21 protein-coding genes are annotated in these 19,312 nt (G+C 51.0%); 1 reads left to right on the top strand and 20 read right to left on the bottom strand.

Translation table 11 applies throughout. The features are described 5' to 3' along the window. Nucleotides 1-3: 3 nt before the first annotated feature. Genes BMZ40_RS11195 through BMZ40_RS11290 form a run of 20 tightly spaced genes read right to left on the bottom strand, consistent with a single transcriptional unit; the run spans nucleotide 4 to nucleotide 17,674 of the window. Nucleotides 4-1,203 (bottom strand): beta-ketoacyl-[acyl-carrier-protein] synthase family protein, encoded by a 1,200-nt coding sequence (locus tag BMZ40_RS11195; protein WP_245751096.1) that lies wholly within the window; start codon nucleotides 1,201-1,203, stop codon nucleotides 4-6. Between the two features lies 1 nt (nucleotide 1,204). Then, entirely contained in the window at nucleotides 1,205-1,456 is a 252-nt protein-coding gene (locus tag BMZ40_RS11200) for a phosphopantetheine-binding protein (protein WP_092375497.1), read from the bottom strand. A 9-nt stretch (nucleotides 1,457-1,465) separates the two neighbouring features. Continuing rightward, nucleotides 1,466-2,362: a lysophospholipid acyltransferase family protein gene (locus BMZ40_RS11205; RefSeq protein ID WP_092375500.1), complete on the bottom strand. Its 897-nt coding sequence runs from the start codon at nucleotides 2,360-2,362 to the stop codon at nucleotides 1,466-1,468. Continuing rightward, nucleotides 2,359-3,552 (bottom strand): DUF2062 domain-containing protein, encoded by a 1,194-nt coding sequence (locus BMZ40_RS11210; RefSeq protein WP_092375503.1) that lies wholly within the window; start codon nucleotides 3,550-3,552, stop codon nucleotides 2,359-2,361. Before BMZ40_RS11210 ends, BMZ40_RS11205 begins: the two co-directional genes overlap by 4 nt. Next, nucleotides 3,545-4,918, bottom strand: a complete 1,374-nt coding sequence (locus BMZ40_RS11215) for a lipid biosynthesis B12-binding/radical SAM protein (protein ID WP_092375506.1) — start codon at nucleotides 4,916-4,918, stop codon at nucleotides 3,545-3,547. The genes BMZ40_RS11210 and BMZ40_RS11215 overlap by 8 nt, the downstream gene beginning before the upstream one ends. A 3-nt stretch (nucleotides 4,919-4,921) precedes the next feature. Beyond that, complete coding sequence (locus tag BMZ40_RS11220) at nucleotides 4,922-5,380, bottom strand: acyl-CoA thioesterase (protein ID WP_092375507.1); 459 nt, start codon at nucleotides 5,378-5,380, stop codon at nucleotides 4,922-4,924. Next, the gene (locus BMZ40_RS11225; protein WP_143075607.1) at nucleotides 5,377-5,751 is read right to left on the bottom strand and encodes an ApeI family dehydratase; all 375 of its coding nucleotides are present in this window, start codon (nucleotides 5,749-5,751) and stop codon (nucleotides 5,377-5,379) included. Before BMZ40_RS11225 ends, BMZ40_RS11220 begins: the two co-directional genes overlap by 4 nt. Next, on the bottom strand, nucleotides 5,748-6,404 hold the full coding sequence (locus BMZ40_RS11230) for a DUF3261 domain-containing protein (protein WP_092375513.1): 657 nt from the start codon (nucleotides 6,402-6,404) through the stop codon (nucleotides 5,748-5,750). Before BMZ40_RS11230 ends, BMZ40_RS11225 begins: the two co-directional genes overlap by 4 nt. Next, on the bottom strand, nucleotides 6,401-8,764 hold the full coding sequence (locus BMZ40_RS11235; protein ID WP_092375515.1) for an MMPL family transporter: 2,364 nt from the start codon (nucleotides 8,762-8,764) through the stop codon (nucleotides 6,401-6,403). The genes BMZ40_RS11230 and BMZ40_RS11235 overlap by 4 nt, the downstream gene beginning before the upstream one ends. Before the next feature lie 6 nt (nucleotides 8,765-8,770). Then, nucleotides 8,771-9,406 carry a LolA family protein gene (locus BMZ40_RS11240; protein WP_092375518.1) on the bottom strand — a complete coding sequence of 212 codons (636 nt, stop codon included), beginning with the start codon at nucleotides 9,404-9,406 and terminating at the stop codon, nucleotides 8,771-8,773. Beyond that, the gene (locus BMZ40_RS11245) at nucleotides 9,406-9,864 is read right to left on the bottom strand and encodes a hotdog family protein (protein ID WP_092375521.1); all 459 of its coding nucleotides are present in this window, start codon (nucleotides 9,862-9,864) and stop codon (nucleotides 9,406-9,408) included. The genes BMZ40_RS11240 and BMZ40_RS11245 overlap by 1 nt, the downstream gene beginning before the upstream one ends. A 12-nt stretch (nucleotides 9,865-9,876) precedes the next feature. Further along, on the bottom strand, nucleotides 9,877-10,920 hold the full coding sequence (locus BMZ40_RS11250) for a radical SAM/SPASM domain-containing protein (RefSeq protein WP_092375524.1): 1,044 nt from the start codon (nucleotides 10,918-10,920) through the stop codon (nucleotides 9,877-9,879). A gap of 59 nt (nucleotides 10,921-10,979) precedes the next feature. Then, nucleotides 10,980-11,399 (bottom strand): hypothetical protein, encoded by a 420-nt coding sequence (locus BMZ40_RS11255; protein ID WP_092375526.1) that lies wholly within the window; start codon nucleotides 11,397-11,399, stop codon nucleotides 10,980-10,982. Further along, nucleotides 11,396-12,217: a lysophospholipid acyltransferase family protein gene (locus tag BMZ40_RS11260; RefSeq protein WP_092375529.1), complete on the bottom strand. Its 822-nt coding sequence runs from the start codon at nucleotides 12,215-12,217 to the stop codon at nucleotides 11,396-11,398. The genes BMZ40_RS11255 and BMZ40_RS11260 overlap by 4 nt, the downstream gene beginning before the upstream one ends. A gap of 6 nt (nucleotides 12,218-12,223) precedes the next feature. Beyond that, complete coding sequence (locus tag BMZ40_RS11265) at nucleotides 12,224-12,481, bottom strand: acyl carrier protein (RefSeq protein WP_092375532.1); 258 nt, start codon at nucleotides 12,479-12,481, stop codon at nucleotides 12,224-12,226. Further along, complete coding sequence (locus BMZ40_RS11270) at nucleotides 12,478-13,710, bottom strand: beta-ketoacyl-[acyl-carrier-protein] synthase family protein (protein WP_092375534.1); 1,233 nt, start codon at nucleotides 13,708-13,710, stop codon at nucleotides 12,478-12,480. The genes BMZ40_RS11265 and BMZ40_RS11270 overlap by 4 nt, the downstream gene beginning before the upstream one ends. Beyond that, nucleotides 13,701-15,170 (bottom strand): phytoene desaturase family protein, encoded by a 1,470-nt coding sequence (locus BMZ40_RS11275; RefSeq protein WP_092375537.1) that lies wholly within the window; start codon nucleotides 15,168-15,170, stop codon nucleotides 13,701-13,703. The genes BMZ40_RS11270 and BMZ40_RS11275 overlap by 10 nt, the downstream gene beginning before the upstream one ends. Then, nucleotides 15,170-16,387 (bottom strand): beta-ketoacyl-[acyl-carrier-protein] synthase family protein, encoded by a 1,218-nt coding sequence (locus tag BMZ40_RS11280; RefSeq protein ID WP_092375540.1) that lies wholly within the window; start codon nucleotides 16,385-16,387, stop codon nucleotides 15,170-15,172. Before BMZ40_RS11280 ends, BMZ40_RS11275 begins: the two co-directional genes overlap by 1 nt. A gap of 24 nt (nucleotides 16,388-16,411) precedes the next feature. Further along, on the bottom strand, nucleotides 16,412-17,140 hold the full coding sequence (fabG, locus tag BMZ40_RS11285) for a 3-oxoacyl-ACP reductase FabG (protein ID WP_092375543.1): 729 nt from the start codon (nucleotides 17,138-17,140) through the stop codon (nucleotides 16,412-16,414). 33 nt (nucleotides 17,141-17,173) lie between these two features. Further along, complete coding sequence (locus BMZ40_RS11290) at nucleotides 17,174-17,674, bottom strand: YajG family lipoprotein (protein WP_092375546.1); 501 nt, start codon at nucleotides 17,672-17,674, stop codon at nucleotides 17,174-17,176. Nucleotides 17,675-18,166: 492 nt separating this feature from the next. Here BMZ40_RS11290 and BMZ40_RS19220 point away from each other — a divergent pair, with 492 nt between their 5' ends. Next, nucleotides 18,167-18,346 carry a hypothetical protein gene (locus BMZ40_RS19220; RefSeq protein WP_143075608.1) on the top strand — a complete coding sequence of 60 codons (180 nt, stop codon included), beginning with the start codon at nucleotides 18,167-18,169 and terminating at the stop codon, nucleotides 18,344-18,346. The last annotated feature ends 966 nt before the right edge of the window (nucleotides 18,347-19,312 follow it).

Here is a 19,312-nt window from a genome sequence, read left to right on the forward strand (position 1 = left end):
GCATCAGATCGCCCTCCCTTTGCCGATGACAAGCACCGAATTGTTGCCGCCAAAGGCCAGGGATTGAGATATGGCCGCCTTTCCATGTACGGGGGTGTGCAATCGGGCAGGGCTGGCATTCAGGGTCGGATCTTCTTCGGAAAATCCCGCGCTGGCTGGAATGCCTCCAGTCGCCAGGTGGGCCATGGTGAAGATTGCCTCCATGGCTCCTGCCGCTCCAAGAGTGTGTCCGGTCATGCCTTTCGTGGAGATGAACGGAGTTTGCGGAAAAAGTTCATTGAGCACGGCAGCCTCGACAGTGTCGTTGTTAGCGGTTCCCGTGCCGTGGGCATTGATGAAGGAGATGTCCGCAGCCGCCAGACCTGCCGCGTCGAGCGCGTCCGATATGGCCAGCTTGAGTCCCACTCCCTGCGGATGCGGTGCGGTCAGGTGATGGGCGTCGGCAGCTGTACCGTAGCCGAGGATTGTCGCAAGCTCATGGCCATTTCGCTGTTCACGGCTGGCTGAGGCTTCCAGGATGACGATCCCCGCCCCCTCGCCCAGGTTCAGCCCGCTTCGTGACTTGTCGAATGGGCGGCAGGGATATTGATCCGAGATCATCAGCCGGATGAATCCATTGTAGGTCACTTCGGACATTTCATCCGCGCCGCCTGCGATAACGATATCGCATGTTCCCTGGGCTATCCAGGATGCGGCCAAGCCGATGGCGTCGGCCCCGGACGAACACGCGTTGACGACGGTCTGGACCGGGCCGGTGGTGCCCAGGGCATGGGCCAAAGCCACGGCCGGATTGGAGTTGAGATATCGGTGCACGGGTTCAAGGTCGGGTGTCTGCCCCGCTCGGGTGCCTCGATAGAAGTCCAGCAGGTTGAGAGATGCCCCCACGGAAGTACCGATACAGACTCCAACCCTGCTCGCATCAAGTTCGGAAATTGCAAGACCGGCCTGCAGGAGAGCCTCTTTTACGGCATGCAGTGCAAAATGTGCGGTCATGGACAGATCAGGACCGTTTTTTTGTTCGCAACGGCCGTGTTCAGGCACTTCGAAGACAGGGTAGGTTCTGGTGTGTCCACTTTTGAAACGTGATGGGGGGAGGGGAGCGCGTTGTCCGGCCTCCAGAGCACGCAGGATATCTTTCAGATTCGTGCCGGCGGCGCAGACGCAACCCATTCCGGTAACGCTGACAGGTTCCATGCGCAGCATGCTAACTCCGGCGCTCTGTAATGAACTCGGCCAAGGCGTTGATGGATTGGAAAGCTCTTCGGCCTTCGTCCATGTCCTTGATTTCCACCCCGTAAAGGCGTTGCACAAGAACTACGATCTCCACTGCGTCAAGGGAGTCAAGACCGAGGCCGTCGCCAAACAGCGGTGCACCGTCGTCGATATCATCCTGGACCAGGTCTTCGAGGTTGAGTTCATTTATCAGGGTCTGCTTGAGTTGTTTCTTGATATCCATGTATAAATCCTAATTTTCCCACATGTCGTAAAAGTTGAAGAATTGATAAGGGTTTGCTTTGACCATTTCTTCCAAGGCGAGCGCGAATTGCCGTGCATAAGGAAGATAATTTTCCCTGGTGCGTCCCAGGCCTCGCGGAACGCGGATAATTCGGGCGACTTCGTGTCTGGCCTGGCCGGGACCGATCCTGCTGGAAAAGAAGACGAGAATCGGAGCGCCCGTGACCGAGGCCAGCCTGTAGGCGCTGAAAGGCAGACGCACGTCGCCACCGAGAAAGGGGACACTCACCGTGTTGCGATCATTGCCGAAGGTACGGTCGCCCATGATTCCGAGAATATGCCCTTTAGCAAGCGCATCGAGCATTTCAATGCTCCCGCCCAAATACCCGCAAGGGTCGATGATGCGAAAAGGCGCGTCGGTTCCCGCGTGTTCGAAATGCTGTCGGTCAATATCGTCGGGCGCGCGGTGCATGAGCACGTGCACGGGAGTTTTGACACCATCAAGACCGGCGCTTGATGTCTGCCAGCAGCCAAAGTGTCCGGTCAGCAGGATGAGTCCGTGTCCTTCGCCGAGCAGCGTTTTGAGGGCCTGTTCATCGCCCTGGCTGGCCGTGATGGAAATTTGACCGAGAATCCCGGAGGCCGCTCGGTCGACCAGGGTGAGCCCAAAATTCCAGTTCAGCAGGAAACAATGCCGCAGTCTTTGCAGTCTTCCCGCTTTAGGAAAGCGACGCGCCAGGTAAGGCGCGGAGCGTGCCCTGGTCATGGGGCGCAGGGTGTACCAGAGCACGACAAAAAAGAGCAGGACATAGGCGGGCCTTCTGCCCAACGTCCGGAGCAGCAGGTAAAAGGTGCCGTGTTGAAGGCGTGACCCAATACTTCGGCTTGTCCAGCGTTGATGTGTCATGGTCTGACCTGCGGTTCGTTTTCTGAACGGCCGTTGAGGCCCATTGAAATCCCCTTGGCCATGACAAAGACGATACCACCGATGAGAAGCGACAGTATCGGAGCTAGCAGGAGCGATCCCAGAAGCCATTCCCAGATTCGTTGTAGTGCTTCGTAGCCAAGGGTCTGCAAGGATATTTCAGTCAGAAAACTTCCATGGCGCATGAAGTGTCCGGCTTCAATGCACAGGGCCGGCACAAATGGAGGCATGCAGAGTTGGCTGACGGCAAGACCGACAATTTTGTTCATTCGAAACCACCCGGCTACCAGGAGGATGGTAATGCTGTGCAGTCCGATAAGTGGGATGGTCCCGAGAAACATGCCCATGGCCGCAGCCATGGCCAGCTCTCTTGGCGTGGCCTCGTTGGCCAGAAGAATGCGCAGGGATTTCAGCGGATGAATGGCCGAGATGGCGCCTGTTTCGTCCTGGCTGAAGGTTCGATGCGGAATGGGTACGATGGCCCTTACGGTCAGCCTGGTATTCAGGAGGGAGAGACGCAGATTGTCCATGAAGGCTTTGAAATGCGACACCCGCTCGCCTTTGGGCGGATAATACACGGCGATATCGACCTCGGACAATCGGAAGCCGGCCCAGGCGGCACGAACCAGAATTTCGACCTCGAAGCTGTAGTGATTTTCAGTAAATCGCAGCTTTTCAAGAACGGCCAGTGGATAGGCCCGAAAACCGCTTTGCACATCGGAAATGGCGATTCCGGTCTGGACTCTGAGCCAGAAATTGGAAAATTTCCGCCCGAAGCGCGAAGAACCGGGCACATTCGCGGTATTGAAATCACGGGCCCCAACGATGACGGCATTTTCGTCCCGGGCGATGGCGTCCAGGAACAACGGCAGATCGGCCGGATCATGCTGCCCGTCCGCGTCAATGGTGATGATGTGGGACATACCCAGGGAGCGCGCCACATTCGCACCTGTTCGGATGGCCGCGCCTTTGCCACGGTTTTGCTCATGGCGGACAATCCTTACAGGCAGATCGTCCAGGGCGTGCGGCGGAATGTCGTCGCTGCCGTCATCCACGACCAGGACGTGCGCATGCCTGCTCAGCACCCCCTCCACCACGGAGCGTAGCGTCGCTCCGTGATTGTAGACCGGGATGACCACCATTACGCGATTACCCAGGGCCATGTCAGGCATATCTCGACGACCTCTTTTCGTTGGATGCGGGATAACGGATAAGAGAGTCCCAAAGAATGCCCCGGTAGCCGAATTTGCGCATGACGGCCATCTGCTCCTGCCCTTTGGAAGGAGGGAAGAGCCGATCCCGTCGACCCTTGAAGGCTTGGGTGAGATCGGCTTCAACCTGTGCGGGGTCAATGTGCGGTGAAAAATAGTAGGTGGGCTCCAAGCAGGATGCTGCCGGATCAAGAGAGCCCTCGTCGATGGCGTGCCGCACCAGTGCTGTGTTCGGGTAGATGCGGATTCCAAGGAACGCGCAGACCACGCAATGCTGCAGCCGAGCTATGTTTTCAATACCTTCCCTCACGGTCAGTTCGGTTTCTCCCGGACCACCGAAGATGATGAAGTGGGCACATGGGATCCGCTCTTCCACACACAAGGCATTGATTTTTTCAACCGTCTTGAAATCAAAACCTTTGCGCAATCCTTGCAGGGTGGCGTCCGATGCCGCGTCCGTGCCAAGCTCCATGGCCTTGAGCCCGGCTCGGCGGCAGAGGCGCAATGAGTCCTGGGTAATGCCGATTGGCTGGAAAAATCCGCTCCAGGAGATGTTCACCTCGCGCCGGATCATCTCTTCGGCCAGTTCCAACCAATGGCCCAGACCGTCGTTGAAGACCGAGTCCGTGAAAAAAAGTTCGGAAATACTGTAGTCGCGTTTCAGTCGTATGATTTCGTCAACCACGTCGCCGGGCTCTCGCGCTCGAATTTTTGTCCCTTCAAGGGCGGGGTAGGTGCAGTAGATACATCTATGCGGGCATCCGCGTTTGGTCTGGATGCTGGCTACCCCACTTTCCCGCAGATAGAAGTCCATGATCTCGGGGTAAGGCGACGCGCCGTGCATTTCCTTGTCCTGCAACCGTTTTGTTCCTTTGGTGATTCGCGGGGGGGTCTGACCCCGCGCGAGTTGTTCAAGAACAGTGCGACAGGCCTCCTCGCCTTCGCCGACAATGCCAAAGTCGGCGCCCGTGTAATCCAGGATTTGCTCAGGCATGAGCGAAAAGCCAGGGCCTCCCATCATCAGTGGAGCATCGTAAAAAGAGCGGATAAAGGCGATCAGTTCCCGCACGTCGCGTAGCGCCCAATGCGTGTGCGATGTCAGCGAGTCCACGTTGTCTACGTTGCGAAGGGAAAAACCGATGACCTGTGGACGATATTCGCTGCAGACGCTTCGGATTATCTCTTTGTTGCCGCCGAGAGCCAGGCAGTCGAGCTGACGAACGTCATGCCCGGAGGACAAAAGCGCGCTCGCAAGGACGGCCATTCCCAAGGGAAAGACAGGATACGGCTCGATTTCAGTATTCGTGGCGATGAGCAGAATCCGCATCTTTTAGAGTTCTCCCTTTTTCCACGATGTAAGGAAATTTTGATAAAATTCGGGTGGATATGTAAGGATACTTCCGTCGCTGTCCAGGAAGAGCTGCACCGTGAAGCCTGTGGTTGCCAGGGTTCCGGCCTGGTTGCGGATTTCAAATTCAAAATTGATGCGGGCGGCTTCTGCCCAGTGCAAGATGGCGGTGATCATGCAGGCTTCACCGAAACGCAGCGGCGCGATATAATCGATCCAGAGTTGTTTGATGGGCGTGATGACATTTTCCCGGTGGAAATCGAGGTAGCCGACACCGTGACGATTGCCCAAAGCCACGCGCGCGTCTTCGAAATAACTGGGATAGTGCCCGTGCCAGACAATGCCCAGCGTATCTACTTCCTGGAACCGAATGCGGCGTTCAACATCAATGCGCAACGGGGCGGGGCTGCCGGGTGCTGTTTTGAAATATGGCTTTTTCATTCCGCGAATTCCGTTGGAAGCAGTGCCAGAGCAATGGTCGCGGCCGTGTCCCCGCCAACGCTGATGATTATGGTCGCCAGAATGTTGCCGTCTTTTTTTTGGGTCTCTGCCCTGACGAGCATGAGTTCTCCTGGGTTGATTACACGTGAGAATTTAGCCTTGGCGACTTTCTGAAGCTTCATGGAATCGCCCGCTGTGAGCATGCCGGCCAGGATTTGAACGATGCCGGGCAGGATGGGGCGATCAGGAAAGTGGCCGTCAAATCCCACAAAAGTGGGCGGGAAGATGAACTCCATTGTCCGGAATCCGTGCTCATCGCTGTGGGCGGGGCGAATTGCACAGGATCGGACCTCTTGAAGAAGTCTGCTCATGATGATGTCATCCTTTGTTCGATGAGGCGCACGTCGACTGAATAGCGCCTGTGGCTGTCTTTAAATATGATGCGAGACGGTTCCTGTGTATCGGTCATGCGTTCTAAATATTGAATTTCCCAGTATTCGTCTGGACCGAGGGATCGGATCGCCGTGAGTGTTTCTTTGAGATACTCGTGCTCAATGCGTTGGCCGTCGTGAATTCCGTATATGTAAGTGGTATCTTCAATCCGGCGGAACCCGTTGCCAATTTCTGGCTGGGGGGCCAGCCAGATCCGCCGCGCGCAGAAGGCGATATGCTCCGGCAAATTGTTGATGCGGCTTAAACCCGGTGAAATGAAATGTGTTTCAACGGCTTCCTGACTGATGCTCAGATCAAAAAGCTTCATGCCAAAACCGGCCATGCCCACAAGTCGTATCGAGTCTCCGTTATGATCGAACCGCATGATTCCGCTGAAAGTCTGGTCCAAGCCGCGCCCAGGGATTCGCAGTCGCACTGAATGTCGCAGCAGTAGACCGTTTCGAGCGGGATCTCGGTATTGCGACAGGGTAGCGGCCAGAGGCGAGGTCGGCAGCTCCGATCGAGGCTGCTGATTTGCCATGCCCGCACACCCCAGGTTGACCAGAAGTACAGCGGTCACGATCCATTTCATCGCCGGTCTCCGTTCAATGCGGGTACCACCCAAAGGGCCGTGATCATTGCCGCGCCCACTCCGGTCAAGACCGTTATGCCTATGGAGTGCAACGCCGGATGCCGAGCCAGTACGAGCACCCCAAATCCGCAAAGTGTGGTCAAACCGGAAAAGAGTACGGCGCGCGCGGTCTGATGCTGCGCGGATTGTTCCGGCCGGCAAACCATGAATATTCCGTAGTCTGCTCCAAGACCGATGATGAGCGGGAGGGAGACGATGTGAAAGAGGTTCAAGGCTTGGCCGAAGCTGTACATGACCGCGAGCACCGTGGTCACGCCCATGCCTATGGGCAAAAGGGCGAGCAGCGTTTTACGCGGGTTGCGGAAAAGTATCGCATTGAGCAGCACCACACCGGCCAGGGCCGAGCCGCTGAAGCGCAAGACGTCAATACGCATTGCGTCCCCCAGCAGTTCCCGAAATCGAGACCCGGAAACGAATTGGGCTCCCAGTTCCCGCTCGGCGTAATCGCTTAGCAAAGCGGCATTTTTTGTCGTGTCCGGAAGCAGGGTGAGGGCTAGGAAGTCATCGCCATCGCGCATGGCCAGCACATCCACAAATTCCTGGATACCAAGTTCATGCAGCGACTCGCTTGAAAAAGTTTCGGGCGAGGCGCTGATGAATTCGACAAACGGGCTGAATGCGGAATGGGAAAATCCCAAGGCTTTTTGCTCGGTTTCAATAAGGGTACGTGTTGATTGTCCGTTGTCCTGCCAAAAGGCGTTCCAGCGCGAAATGTTTTGCAGTTGTGTCTGCATGGCGGGAAGAAGTGGGGCCAGGCTGATTATGGGGCTTGTGGCATTATGAGCCTGCAGAAAACTCCAAACGCGGTCGTTTTTTTCGAGAGCGCCGTCGAATGTCCGATCGCGAACGAAGATCAGGGCGAGATCACGCATGCTTCCCCAGATTGTTCTGGTGGCATCTTCTTCCGCCTGAATCTCTGTGGGAGTAAAGCTCATCTCCCGCAGGTCGCCGTTTATGCGCGTGTGCTGGCCGAACCAGATTCCGGCACTCAGGACGGCGATCCAAAGGGTTATGAGAGGCGCTACGCCAAAAGATTTACGAGTGCGGCGATGAGTGGTGGATGTCAGGCTGCCTGTCTTTGCGGTGATGAAGTGCGGCAGGATGAGCAGCGACATGAAAAAGGACGTAATAATGCCGAAAAGGGAAAAAACGGCCAGCTGACGGATGCCTGGGATGTCCGACACAAGAAGGGCGGCGAGGGCGGTGCATGAGGTCAAGGCGCCAAAGGTAATGGCAGGGGATATTTGTGTAAGCGTATGCGCGGGGGTGAGGTTTTCATCGGTGCTTGAATTCTGCAACGCAAAGTAGACGTGCAAGGCGTAGTCAACGGAGATACCCAGGAGCACGGCGCCAAATCCAAGGACAATGCCGGAAATGGAGCCGTGGACAAGAGCGGTGGCTGTCCCGGCGACACCGACCACGCAGACCGGAACCAGGAAAACATAAAGGCTTTGCCGATTGCGCATGAAAAGCAGAAAAATCAGAGCCAGCAGGATGAAGGCGGACGGCAGAATGATTGTCAGGTCATCCTTGATGGCTTGCGCGTTGGCATGGGTATGGCGGTGTCCGCCGACAAGCATGGCCTGCGCGCCTTGGGGCAGAGCTGCGACCGCTTTTTCATAGCTGCTCATGACCTTGGCCGCGCCGAGCGAGTCGGTCATCGGGATGTCCGTGTCAACCAGGATCAAGGCGTACTTGCCGTCACGGCTTACGAAATGGCCGTTTTCAATCCTTACATCGGCCAGGCGCGACGGCGCTGCCAGTTTGGGCAGAACGATATTCCGTATTCCCAGGGGATCTTGGCGGATGACGTTTTTCAGGGCCACGGCGCCAGGTGAAAGCAGGTCGCGCCTGTTTTGTTCCAGTGCGCTTTGCACATGCTCCGAGTCGGTCAATGCGTAGAGTGTTTTCGCGTCCTGTTCGTTCAGCAGGGCCGGAGCCAGAGGTAACAGCTTGGTGAGAAAAGCCAGCGAAATGTTGCTCGGGGGACCGGTCAGTATGCGAGTGAAAACGGGCTCCCGGCGCAAGGCGGTTGCCAGGGTTTCGGCGGCCTGGGCGGGATTCGCGCCGGGATGACTGACGGTAATGGTAAGTCGCTGGGCAAATGGGGCCAAGCGCAACAGGGCAAAGTCGGATGCAATTCGGCCGGAGTCGTCCGGAAGCATGGTGCTGATATCTTCACGCACAACCAGCCTTGAAACGAAGAGAGAGCAGGCGAAACAGGCAAGTACGCAGAATACCAACAGGAAACCCCGTCGAGGAGCGAGAAAAGCATAGGCGCGGCCAAACAGGTGAAACATGCGGCCTTACCTGAACATTCCGTCGTCGAGAGGGGTGTTCACTTGTGGATTTTTAAAAAGAATACGCGTGAGATCACCGCTTTGATCGTGAAGTTCCACTCTTTGGATTGTATTCGCCGACGAAGAAAATTCGATGAGAAGATGTTTTAGCACGTGTGCGGTGTCAGAACCCTTGGGAACAAGTTTCAGTAAAACAGGAGAATCCGCTTCCAACGTGATGTCGTATTCAGCGGAAAGCCAGGCAAGATCAAAGGTGGCCCAGGCCAATAATTGTCTGGCGACAACGTTCATGAGCGGGTCGTTGCGCAAGGAAAAAGACGTCCTGGTCGTTTCCGTCCAGCGCACCCCTTGATTTCCTTGCAGAGCAAAGCCTTCCGTAATGGGACTCAGGTATTCCCAGCGGAGGTTGTCAGGTTTGCGGAAAAGAAAGCGACCTTTCGAAATGATGGTTTCTTCGAAAACCGAGAGCCGATTTTCCTGTGAAAACTCGCTCGAAATACTCTCGACGGCAGTCGCCTGGGCTCGAAGTTTTTGGAGAACAGCATCAATGTCCCGGAGTTCGGCCAAAGCATGGCCGCAAAAAATGATGCCAAGACCGACGGTCAGGATGAAATGAAGAGCAAGGGTGCGGCAACGGCCCATTATTCATCTGCTCCCGGATCCTGAATTTCGGACGCAGGCACATAAAGTTTGATCTTACCCCCGGCGATAGTTTCTCCGCCACGGTTGATCGTGGCACGCACCACAGTATATCCGTCGAAGCCACCGAGTTCGATGGTTTCGATCTGCAGCAGGTCGCCAATTCTTGCATCATCCAGACATTCAAAAGCCTGAACTCCAACCAGAAAACCACTGGAAAAAAGCGCCCCTTGGCAGGCGAGTTTCCAGCCCTTCACAGCGGCAAAACTCTGGGCTGCGATTTCCACATAACACGTCCGGTCCATGCGCCCTTCGGCATCCACAAAAATATGCCCGGAAGTAAGTTGAAGTTCGCACAGCCCGCGTTCACCATCAGCTTCCAGCAGGCGGTCGATAAAGACCATCGGAAAATCATGCGGAAGGAAATGAACCGCTTTCGCAGGCAGGGATAAGGTGTTCATGATTTGTTCTCCCTAGGCATGGTACGTTTTATTGCGCCAACAGAGAGGATCGGCGGCGAGGTAGTCTCCGGTGGCCTGGTAAGCCATTCCCCGGCAGCCATAGCACTGCGCCTTCAGATCGCATTGGGCGCACGTGCCTTTGATGTTGGTGCGGATGTTGCGCAAATCATGAATGAGCGGACTTGTGCGCAGAATTTCCGAGAGAGGAGCGTGTCGGATGTTTCCTGCGGGAATGTCCACTCCCGGACAGGGGTAGATGTCTCCGGTTACGCTTACGGTGCATGAGTATTCGTGCCTGTCGCAGCAAAAGGCGGCCACGGAGGGGTGTGGCTCCCAAAAGTTACCGAACTTTTTGGCGTCGATGTCGGCAAGTGTTTCGAAGATGCGTTCAAGTTCTTCGGGGCTCAGTTCAAGATCGGGATGGCGCTTGGCTCTGCCTTGCAGAGTCAGCATCTCGAAATATGGAATTATTCCGCGCTCTCTAAGCCAGATCCACATCGCAGGCAGTTCTTCCAGATTGTGCCGACAGATCACGGTTTGTGCGCCGAGGGGCAGGTCCTTGGTGGGATATCCGGCCTCCATGAGTAGCGTAAGTCCGTTGCGTATTGCCGTGAATGCACCCTTTTGACCTGCCAGAATGTCTTGTACTTCAGGGCGAAAGCTGTTCATTTTGATTACTGGTTTGACACCTAGGCGTATAAATGTCTGCGCAGCATCTTTGGTGATGAGCATCCCGTTGGTAAATAGCTCTATTTCAACGTTTTTGGCGTGTATATAATTTAGTACGTCAAATATTCCAGGGTAGCAGAGTGGCTCTCCACCGCCAAGAACGACTATTTTTTGAGCCCCAAGTTCCACTGCCTGGTCTATGGCAGAGAGAATTTCTTCATATGAAAGCTCGTCGGTAATCGGATCTCCTGATTCTGCATAGCAATAAATACAGCGAAGATTGCACTCTCTTGAAAGTTCAAGCTCCATGGAGAGTAATCCATTTTCATTCTTGCAATTCTCAATTTCTTCTTGGCTGAAAGAGGCACCCCATCTTAGGCGAGTCATTATAGATATTGTCCTTTGATAATTTCAATATTTAATTTAAAATCGTAGATTGGTTTCGCCTATTGAATGCTTACAATTTCGCGCTGTATCGCAACGTCGAGATTTTTAACCCAGTTGTTGTATTGTCTGTGAATTGTAGATTTTTCTGGATTATATTTAAGATTACTGCTGTTATCGTAAATAATATTGTAATTTTTGTGGTTATAAATAATTTTGACCTCGGCTCTGTGGGTGCGAACATAGAGTTTCCCTGTGATCTGTCCGGCCTCTTTTTGGGACATTTTCCAGCCAAGATTTGTTCCGGCTTTGATTATGGCGTCACCAATTTTTTGCATATCTGGGTGGGCTTGGCTTGTTGTTACGATGGGCGCGTTTTCAATATTGCGAACGGGGACTGTGCGGCATCCCGAAATCAACAGCATGGCAAACGCCAGAAGCATAAGGCTCAAGATGCGCAGGAAGGCTGAATTCTTTTTCATTGTGTTTCCCTCAGGCTACAGGTTTGTGCGTATAAAGTGGAGTCATAATGCGAAAATGACTGTTCAAGCTCTTTTAAGAACATCCTTTTGACCTTTTTTCTCAGTTCTATGTGAGCTTTTTGCCCAAATTTCTCAAATTCAATTGGGTCAATGGTGGGTAGTGTTCTAATTGAGATCGGATTTGCCGTGATTAGCAATTTTCCTTTGGGTAGAAACTTTCCGGTGCCCTCGATACAAACAGGCACTATGGGATGTTTGGATTCCATGGCCAGTTTGAAGGCTCCAGAATAGAATCGGCCCAGCTGGCCATTTTTGCTGCGAGTTCCTTCAGGAAAGATTATTATCGATATTCCCTGGTTCAACTTTTCTCTGGCTTCGGAAACAAATTCTTCACAGGACATATTCTCACTGTTGATATATTTTGCTTTTCGCATGTAATGACCATAAAATGGAATTCTAAATGGCCATGATCGAACTAAAAATACTATGTCATAAATCGGAAGAGTTCCCATGCAAAAAGCATCAAAAAAAGATTGATGATTGACAAGAATAATGCTTGGTTTAGGATAATCTGTAACTTTTTTTGTATCTATTTTTACTTTTACAAACAAAGATGTCAGTATTATCCACATTCTCCCGTAAATCCATATTATACGACGAACTGCTTGTCCTTGACTGTCTTTGTTTACTGTTCGAAGTATTAAATATAAAGGTAGAGAAATTATAAATATAAGTAAATTTAATATTATAAATCCACAATAAAATCCAATATTTCTTAAAATAGATCTTAGAGTATATGGATTTTGTGACGTATCCATATACGCTCAGTTTAAGAAAGCATTTTTTTTGTCGATCACATAAGAATGCAAGTCGCTAAGCTGTCTGATCCGCAATATCTTGGGATCTTTCCCTATTTTTATTCCGAACTCTTGCTCCAAAACTATGACCATGTCGACGGCATCCAGACTGTCGAGTCCCAAATCTTCCTTGAATGAGGCCGAGGGTACCAAATCGTTCATGTCCAGTTCGAATTCTTCTGCAATTGCGGCATTGGTACGCTCAATGATTTCATCATTCGTCATTCGAAAAATCTCCTTAGCACGATAGCGCAATTTACTCCGCCCAGTGCAAAGTTGTTTTTTATGATTGTTTGTAACACCTTGTTTTCTATCTTGCGTGGCAGCGCGACGGCAGAACATTCCACGGCAGGGTTGTCAAGATTGCGGGTCGGGATGACTTGGCCGGTGCCCAACATTTTTACGCAGGCGATGAGTTCAAGCGCGCCACTGGCGGCCATGGCGTGTCCCATGTGTCCCTTCAGGCTTGAAACGGGCGTGTGCGTCCCAAAAAGATCTCCGATGGCACGGCTCTCGGCTTCGTCTCCCTGTACAGTGCCCGTGGCATGGGCGTTGACATAGTCGATCTCGGCAGCGTTGAGGCCTGCTTCCGCAAGCGCCAATTCCATGCAACGCCTAACGGGTTCAGGGTCTGGATTGGCGATGCTTGACGTGTCGGAAGTGGAAGCAAAGCCTGAAATTTCAGCCAGAATATTCGCCCCCCGAGCGTGAGCGGAATCCAAGGATTCCAGCAGGAGAAGTCCAGCGCCTTCGGAGCACACAATGCCGTCACGATCCCGGTCAAATGGTCTTGGCGTGCATTGCGGTCGGTCGTTGTATTGTGTTGAAGCCGCCTGGATGATGTCGAATGTTGCGGCTGTCAACGGATGGAATTCGTCAGCACCTCCGCAAAGCATGAGGTCTTGCTTACCCAAGGCTATCGCTTCATAACCCAGGCCCACTGCCTGACAACCGGTAGCGCAGGCGGCAGTCGGTGCAAGCGTGCGGCCAGCGATGCCAAGGGTCTGGGCAACGTTTGCCGCGCAGGAGTGTCCCATGATCTTGAAAAAGAGCATGGACTTGATGCCTTCGATGCTTCTGTCCTTCAAAAAGTTGTCAAAAAACTCTTCCATGACGTCCACGCTTCCAACCGTGGAGCCCAAAGCGATCCCCAATCGTCCTCCAGTGCGGAGATCTTGGTCAACATGGGCTTGATCCAGGGCCTCCTGCGAGGCGAGCAAAGCATACACCGACATGGGCGACATGGTGCGTCGAATTTTACGTGGGATATCCTTGATGTCCATGCCTTGAACCAGCCCGGCGACATGCGGGCCGAGTCCCTGGATTTTTTCCAGTTCGGCACTGTATCGGATGGCACTTTCTCCATCCACCAGAGCCTGGAAGAGTCGCTCGGCACCTTGTCCGAAGGGGGAGACCGCGCCCAAGCCCGTGATTACGACCCGTCTCAATTGCATGCTCTCAATTCCTTGCGAAGTTTGTTGTGGCCGATGATAAATCCGCAGGTGAGAAATGCGGAGATCACTGCCCCAAGAAGCCCAGGGGCGACAATGGATTGTCCTGCGAGCAAGAGGCCCGGAATTTTTGTGGCGGGGGCAGGATTGAACTGATTAACTGTGTGGCGAATCCCATACAGGCTGCCGGTGGGCGTGTTCATGTAGTCACGAAGCGTAAGTGGAGTCGCCCCCTCGACAAATCGAACAGATTCAAGTTCAGGAACATGTTTAAGAAGAGCGGTCCGCATATGGTCAAGGCGCTTTTGCTTGTGTTCGCGGTACTCAATGGAACGTTTCCCGAGTTTTGATGATTTCCAGGCGGCCACGTCCTGTATTGAGCCAGGCGCTATGACGACAACGCCCCGTTTTTCATTGTTTTGCCTGGTGGACGCCAGGTACCAGGGGCCCTGCTCAGGCAGACGGTCTGGTTGGAAAAAATTGTCGACATCTGTTTCCGGACATACGAAAAGATTGCTTTGCTCAAGTATTGGCAGGGGGTTTTCGGAAATTCCGAAAAGCATATAGGCAGAAGGAGTGTCGACAAGTTCGCGAAGGCGACGGGTAAATGTAGGGCGAAAGGCGCCATCCGGGACCAGTTCAAGGAGTTTGGCGGGATGAATCGTGCTCAGAATTTGGTCTGTTTCGATGACTTCGTCGTCATCAAGGATTAACCCGCATATTTTTCCTGCGGGAGTCAGTTGCACCTGTTTTGCGCCATTCCCGTAACGGACGTCTATCCTTGAATTTTCAAGAGCGGCTTCAAAAGCTCGTATTACGCTCAGACCACCACCGACGATGCCATGAACTGATTGGTAATAGGAGCCGGCGATTTTTGCATGGTCTGAAAAGGCGATTTCCTGCGGAGGTACGCCGTAAAGCAGGGCGTGTATGCCAAGAATTGATTTAAGGAGTCCGTCATTGGTCAATTCGTTGAGATAGGTTTTCAGCGTGACAGGACTTTCAAGAGTATCGACAGAAACTTTGTGCTCCAGATTCAGGAATGGTGACTGCTCGAAATTTTTGCGGACATCCGCAAGGTAAGTATGAATTGCTTTTGCTTCCCGAGGGAAATTTTCGCAAAGTCTGGCTCGAATCTGATCGTAACCGACAGGAATTTGGAATTCCATCTTATGGTTGGGATACCGCAATCTGTCGAAACAATGAGGATCGAAAGGGGCGCGCACAATGCCCTTGAGGCCAAGATATTTGAAATATACGTCCAGGATTTCACCTGGTGCAAAGCTTCCAGTATAATGCAGGCCAGTGTCGAAATAAACGCCTTGTCTAGAAAAACCACGCATCGTAGGAGATGCAGACTGAGATTTTTCTACCAAGGTGACTTTAAATCCTTGACGCGCAAGAAGCAGTGCTGCCGTCATGCCAGAAATGCCGGAGCCGATGATTACAAAATCTTGTCGCATTACGTGTAACGCAGGATGAGTGAAGAGTTGGTTCCTCCGAATCCCGCTGCGTTGCAGAGGACCATGCGGGGAGGGCGATGAATCGTTTCGGTGGCGATGTTGAGCTTTGATGTGGCTTCATCAGGCTCCTCAAAATTGATGTTCGGGGCTATGTAGCCATCCCTGGCCATGAGCGTTGAATAAACAACCTGTGATGCTCCGGACATCCAGAGTTCATGACCGGTCATGGATTTTGTCGACGTTGTCGTGGGGCGACAATCTTTAAAAACAGTAGCGATATTTTTCGCTTCGACACCATCTCCGGCAGGAGTGGAAGTCGCGTGCGCACAAATGTAATCGATGTCGCCAGGGGTAGCGCCCGCGGCTGTCAGTGCGCCATTCATGGACCGGGCCAACCCGTCGGCACTTGGAACAGAGAGGTTGCTGCCATCGGAGGAAAAGCCATAGCCGGCAAGCTCTCCAAGGATATTGGCGCCACGCGCGACAGCCATGTCCCAATTTTCCAGAAGAATGGCCGCAGCGCCTCCGCTGGGAACAAGTCCGTCGCGATTACGATCAAAGGGCCTGCTGGCGGATTCTGGCGCTGTGACGCGTGTGGAGAAAGCACCCAGGCCATCAAAACTGCAGATGGATTGCCAGTTGATCTCCTGCGCTCCGCCGCAAATCATTCGGTCTTGACGGCCAAGGGCGATCAGATCCGCGGCTTGGCCAATGGCATGGCCTGAACTGGAGCAGGCCGCGCTCAGAGTCCAACAAGCTCCCTTGGTTCCAAGGAGTGTGTTCAGGTTCATGGTAATGCAAGACGTCATGGATCTGAAGACAAGACCGCTTCCAATGAGAGCTGTTTCGCCACGTTTTTGGAGCAGTTCAACCTGCTCAAGCGCTGCGATACAGCTTGAATCGCAACCAAATATAATGCCGGTTTTCTCATTTTTGAGATCGACGGGATCCAGACCCGAAAGCCTAATTGCCTCCATCACCGCAGCATATGCCCAAACAGCAAAATCTGGCATGGTTTTTAGTTGTTTTCGATTAAGTAAATCTTTGGCGCTAAATCCTTTGATGGATCCGGTGATAGGTGAGGAGAAACCTAGTGCTGATCGTTCAGGATCTAAAGTGATTCCAGATTTTCCCAGATAAAGAGCATTGGAAACTGTTTCGTTATTATTTCCCAATGTGGAGATGATTCCAATCCCGGTAATTGCAACTTTATTCATTTTTATAAATTTAAAATCAAGGTTTTAAGTGTATATTCCGCCGTTAACGGAGATTACCTGTCCCGTTATGTAGGAAGAACCGGGAGAACAAAGAAAAGCAACAACTTCCGCGACCTCTTGAGCCGTTCCAATTCGGCCTAATGGAATTTTCTTGGATACTTCTTCAATTGGGAGTTCCTTAAGCATGTCAGTATCGATGAAGCCTGGGGAAACTGCATTGACGAGAATATTTCGTTTGGCAACTTCTACAGCAAGTGAGCGTGTTGCACCAATGAGTCCCGACTTGGCGGCAGAATAATTTACTTGCCCTGCAACTCCGGTTTCTCCAGATGTTGATGAAATATTTATTATTCGTCCTTTTCTTTTTCTGAGCATGAAGGGAAGTACTGTGCGTGTGATATTAAAAAATCCGGATAAATGTACGTTGATGACTTTGTTCCAGTCGTCTTCGTCCATCCATATAAGAAGAGAATCTTTTGTGATTCCAGCGTTGTTTACTATTGAAAATGGAGTGTCTTTCTCTAAAAGTGGCGTAAGCGTTTTCTGACATTCTTTAAAGTCACTAACATCAAATGGAACAAGTGTGCATTTCTTTCCTAATTCTTCAATTTGCCCTTGTATTCGACGAGCGTTTTCATGATCGCTTAGATAGTTAAGCCAAATGTCAAACCCTGCTTCGGCCAAACGGATAGCGACAGCTTCGCCAATTCCTTTGCTGGCGCCTGTGACAAGAGATATTCCTTGAGGATTCACGACTAGCCCTTTAAAAAATGAAAAAAGTTGCAGCTATTTATGCACAGCTAGAAATTCAAGTTCCTTTTCCGCGCTTTTTTGGTAGCTATGGAGAATGCTATCTATTGTTTCTTTCCATGCTGAGTCTGTTGCGGCCATCACTCGATTGGATGTCTGTGCCGAAATTGATTTAGTTTTGCTGTCAGTGTATGTGATGGTAATATTGGTATCAATTTCTGCTTCGATCCCTATGCTCCAAAAATCTATATCAAGCCACGACCAAAATTTATTAATTGTAACATCAATAAAAACTGTTTCTGGTGAATAGTTTGAATTAATATCGTAGATTTTGTATCCATGCTTGTTAAGTACATTTGTTAATGCATTTTTGATCAGGTTCTGAACGGAATTTGTTTCGTCTAGAAAAACATCTCCGAGGGCTTTTCCGTATCCATTTCTCTTTCTTCCAATGGCTCTGGATCGTAATTCTGAGCTATGCTTTGAAATCCCTCCTTGCCCTAATGACGGAATGTCTGGCGTGGGAGGTTTGTCCATGAACTCTCGAGCATCAGTAACTGACCTGATAATTGCGGCTCTATTAAGAGGCTTTGAAGAAATATTTTTATCTGGATCAATATTTAGTATACTTTTGTTTGTAGCGCAGGAAGAAAGGGTGAGAATAAGAAGTAAAACAAGAATGGTGTGAGATTTTTTTTAAATATTCCCATGTGTATATACGCTTTATCTTGTATTGGCTTGTTATCGAAGACATCGAAAAATATACAGAATGTTGAAAAAAATCAATATAGAAGAAGGATTGGTTAATTGTAATTATAACTATTATTTTTTCGTATTGTTAATGGAGTTTTCACGTATTTTTAATAGACTTTTTTCTAATTAATTTTTAATTAATTGTGATAATGTTTTAAACATTTATGTGTACATTTTGTTTTGTACTCTTAAAAAATAAGTACTTGTACACATGGGATAATTTAGAGAATAAAGATATAAGAATTTTTTTTTAAATCATTATTATATGGAGGAATTATGGTTCGCAATTTTGTTTTTATCTTGGTGTGTTCATGTCTACTTGCATCTGGGTGCGAATGGGCAGGAAGGTCTGTCGGCAAGGCGCAGGCCAAGATTGAAAGAAAGACTGATGCCGTCATAGATGGATACAATGAAGGCTACTCTTCAGAAAAAAATAAAAACAATATGAATAATTAGCTCCGCAGTGCATTCTTTTTTATCATAACTTCCAAATACAAGACATTTTCTTAAAGCAAGATATGGTAATTTTTGACATGAACAATTTATGTTTCTTTTATAAAAGTCAATTATTTTAAAGTGTATGACGATGCAGGAGACGAGTTCTTTTTTTGGGGATTGTCATACGTTTTTGGATTGCCAAGATAATTTGGGCTGAGTCACATTGAGCATATCGGCTTCACGGGCATAGGTAACGTCTTCAAACTGGCCTCGGGTACAGCTCGTGCCCGCCGCAGAAACAAAAAAAGCCCGGAAATCCGGGCTGTTTTTATTTGAATGGTGGGCCAACCAGGGGTCGAACTAGTGAATATTATTTTAAATTTTAGTATATTATAATCGATCAAAAATAAATACCCCTGATTAGTGCCCCACTTCCTTGAATCCGTCCCCCTGCGCAAATATTCGTTTGTGGGAAACGAGGACAGTAGGTCAAGGTTATCTCAATGGGTCGTCTCTCTGGGGCTTTCGGAGCTAAAGGCCATAAATTCGATTCTTGCATTGTGCACTCAAGAAATCAAGGGCTTGTCGGATATCCAACCGGTAAGCCCTTTTTCTTTTCCCGCACCATTTCCCGCGCGCAAATCCTCGCCCCGCAAGGTTTAGTGAGAATTCGCCTGCATGCCATTTTTTTTCGCACGCTTCCCCGCACCGCCGTTGGCCCTTTACTATGAGGATACACCGACTCCGCTCGTTTTGGCATGCCGACTCTCATTGCTTTGATCCTGCCAAGCGTTAAGATTATCCAAGGATTGAGGATTGTCCATTAGACGGACTCGGTACGTCAAAAGGTCGCCTGTGGTCTCCGTCGGAATTTTTGTATGTCTGTAAGCGCTCAGACATCCGTATCTTCCAAGACGTGCATGATCTGCGATAGTAGCAGGTGTCTTTTTTTTGCGCGGCTTGGGCTTGGAGAAAGGATTTGTA

Origin of the sequence: Desulfomicrobium apsheronum, assembly GCF_900114115.1 — a bacterium.
GTDB classification, from domain to species: Bacteria; Desulfobacterota; Desulfovibrionia; order Desulfovibrionales; family Desulfomicrobiaceae; genus Desulfomicrobium; species Desulfomicrobium apsheronum.

Excerpts from the sequence above, each read along its gene's own strand:
- BMZ40_RS11195 (WP_245751096.1), bottom strand. The coding sequence starts at position 1,203 with ATGCTGCGCATGGAACCTGTCAGCGTTACCGGAATGGGTTGCGTCTGC.
- BMZ40_RS11200 (WP_092375497.1), bottom strand. The coding sequence starts at position 1,456 with ATGGATATCAAGAAACAACTCAAGCAGACCCTGATAAATGAACTCAAC.
- BMZ40_RS11205 (WP_092375500.1), bottom strand. The coding sequence starts at position 2,362 with ATGACACATCAACGCTGGACAAGCCGAAGTATTGGGTCACGCCTTCAA.
- BMZ40_RS11210 (WP_092375503.1), bottom strand. The coding sequence starts at position 3,552 with ATGCCTGACATGGCCCTGGGTAATCGCGTAATGGTGGTCATCCCGGTC.
- BMZ40_RS11215 (WP_092375506.1), bottom strand. The coding sequence starts at position 4,918 with ATGCGGATTCTGCTCATCGCCACGAATACTGAAATCGAGCCGTATCCT.
- BMZ40_RS11220 (WP_092375507.1), bottom strand. The coding sequence starts at position 5,380 with ATGAAAAAGCCATATTTCAAAACAGCACCCGGCAGCCCCGCCCCGTTG.
- BMZ40_RS11225 (WP_143075607.1), bottom strand. The coding sequence starts at position 5,751 with ATGAGCAGACTTCTTCAAGAGGTCCGATCCTGTGCAATTCGCCCCGCC.
- BMZ40_RS11230 (WP_092375513.1), bottom strand. The coding sequence starts at position 6,404 with ATGAAATGGATCGTGACCGCTGTACTTCTGGTCAACCTGGGGTGTGCG.
- BMZ40_RS11235 (WP_092375515.1), bottom strand. The coding sequence starts at position 8,764 with ATGTTTCACCTGTTTGGCCGCGCCTATGCTTTTCTCGCTCCTCGACGG.
- BMZ40_RS11240 (WP_092375518.1), bottom strand. The coding sequence starts at position 9,406 with ATGGGCCGTTGCCGCACCCTTGCTCTTCATTTCATCCTGACCGTCGGT.
- BMZ40_RS11245 (WP_092375521.1), bottom strand. The coding sequence starts at position 9,864 with ATGAACACCTTATCCCTGCCTGCGAAAGCGGTTCATTTCCTTCCGCAT.
- BMZ40_RS11250 (WP_092375524.1), bottom strand. The coding sequence starts at position 10,920 with ATGACTCGCCTAAGATGGGGTGCCTCTTTCAGCCAAGAAGAAATTGAG.
- BMZ40_RS11255 (WP_092375526.1), bottom strand. The coding sequence starts at position 11,399 with ATGAAAAAGAATTCAGCCTTCCTGCGCATCTTGAGCCTTATGCTTCTG.
- BMZ40_RS11260 (WP_092375529.1), bottom strand. The coding sequence starts at position 12,217 with ATGGATACGTCACAAAATCCATATACTCTAAGATCTATTTTAAGAAAT.
- BMZ40_RS11265 (WP_092375532.1), bottom strand. The coding sequence starts at position 12,481 with ATGACGAATGATGAAATCATTGAGCGTACCAATGCCGCAATTGCAGAA.
- BMZ40_RS11270 (WP_092375534.1), bottom strand. The coding sequence starts at position 13,710 with ATGCAATTGAGACGGGTCGTAATCACGGGCTTGGGCGCGGTCTCCCCC.
- BMZ40_RS11275 (WP_092375537.1), bottom strand. The coding sequence starts at position 15,170 with ATGCGACAAGATTTTGTAATCATCGGCTCCGGCATTTCTGGCATGACG.
- BMZ40_RS11280 (WP_092375540.1), bottom strand. The coding sequence starts at position 16,387 with ATGAATAAAGTTGCAATTACCGGGATTGGAATCATCTCCACATTGGGA.
- BMZ40_RS11290 (WP_092375546.1), bottom strand. The coding sequence starts at position 17,674 with ATGGACAAACCTCCCACGCCAGACATTCCGTCATTAGGGCAAGGAGGG.
- BMZ40_RS19220 (WP_143075608.1), top strand. The coding sequence starts at position 18,167 with ATGGTTCGCAATTTTGTTTTTATCTTGGTGTGTTCATGTCTACTTGCA.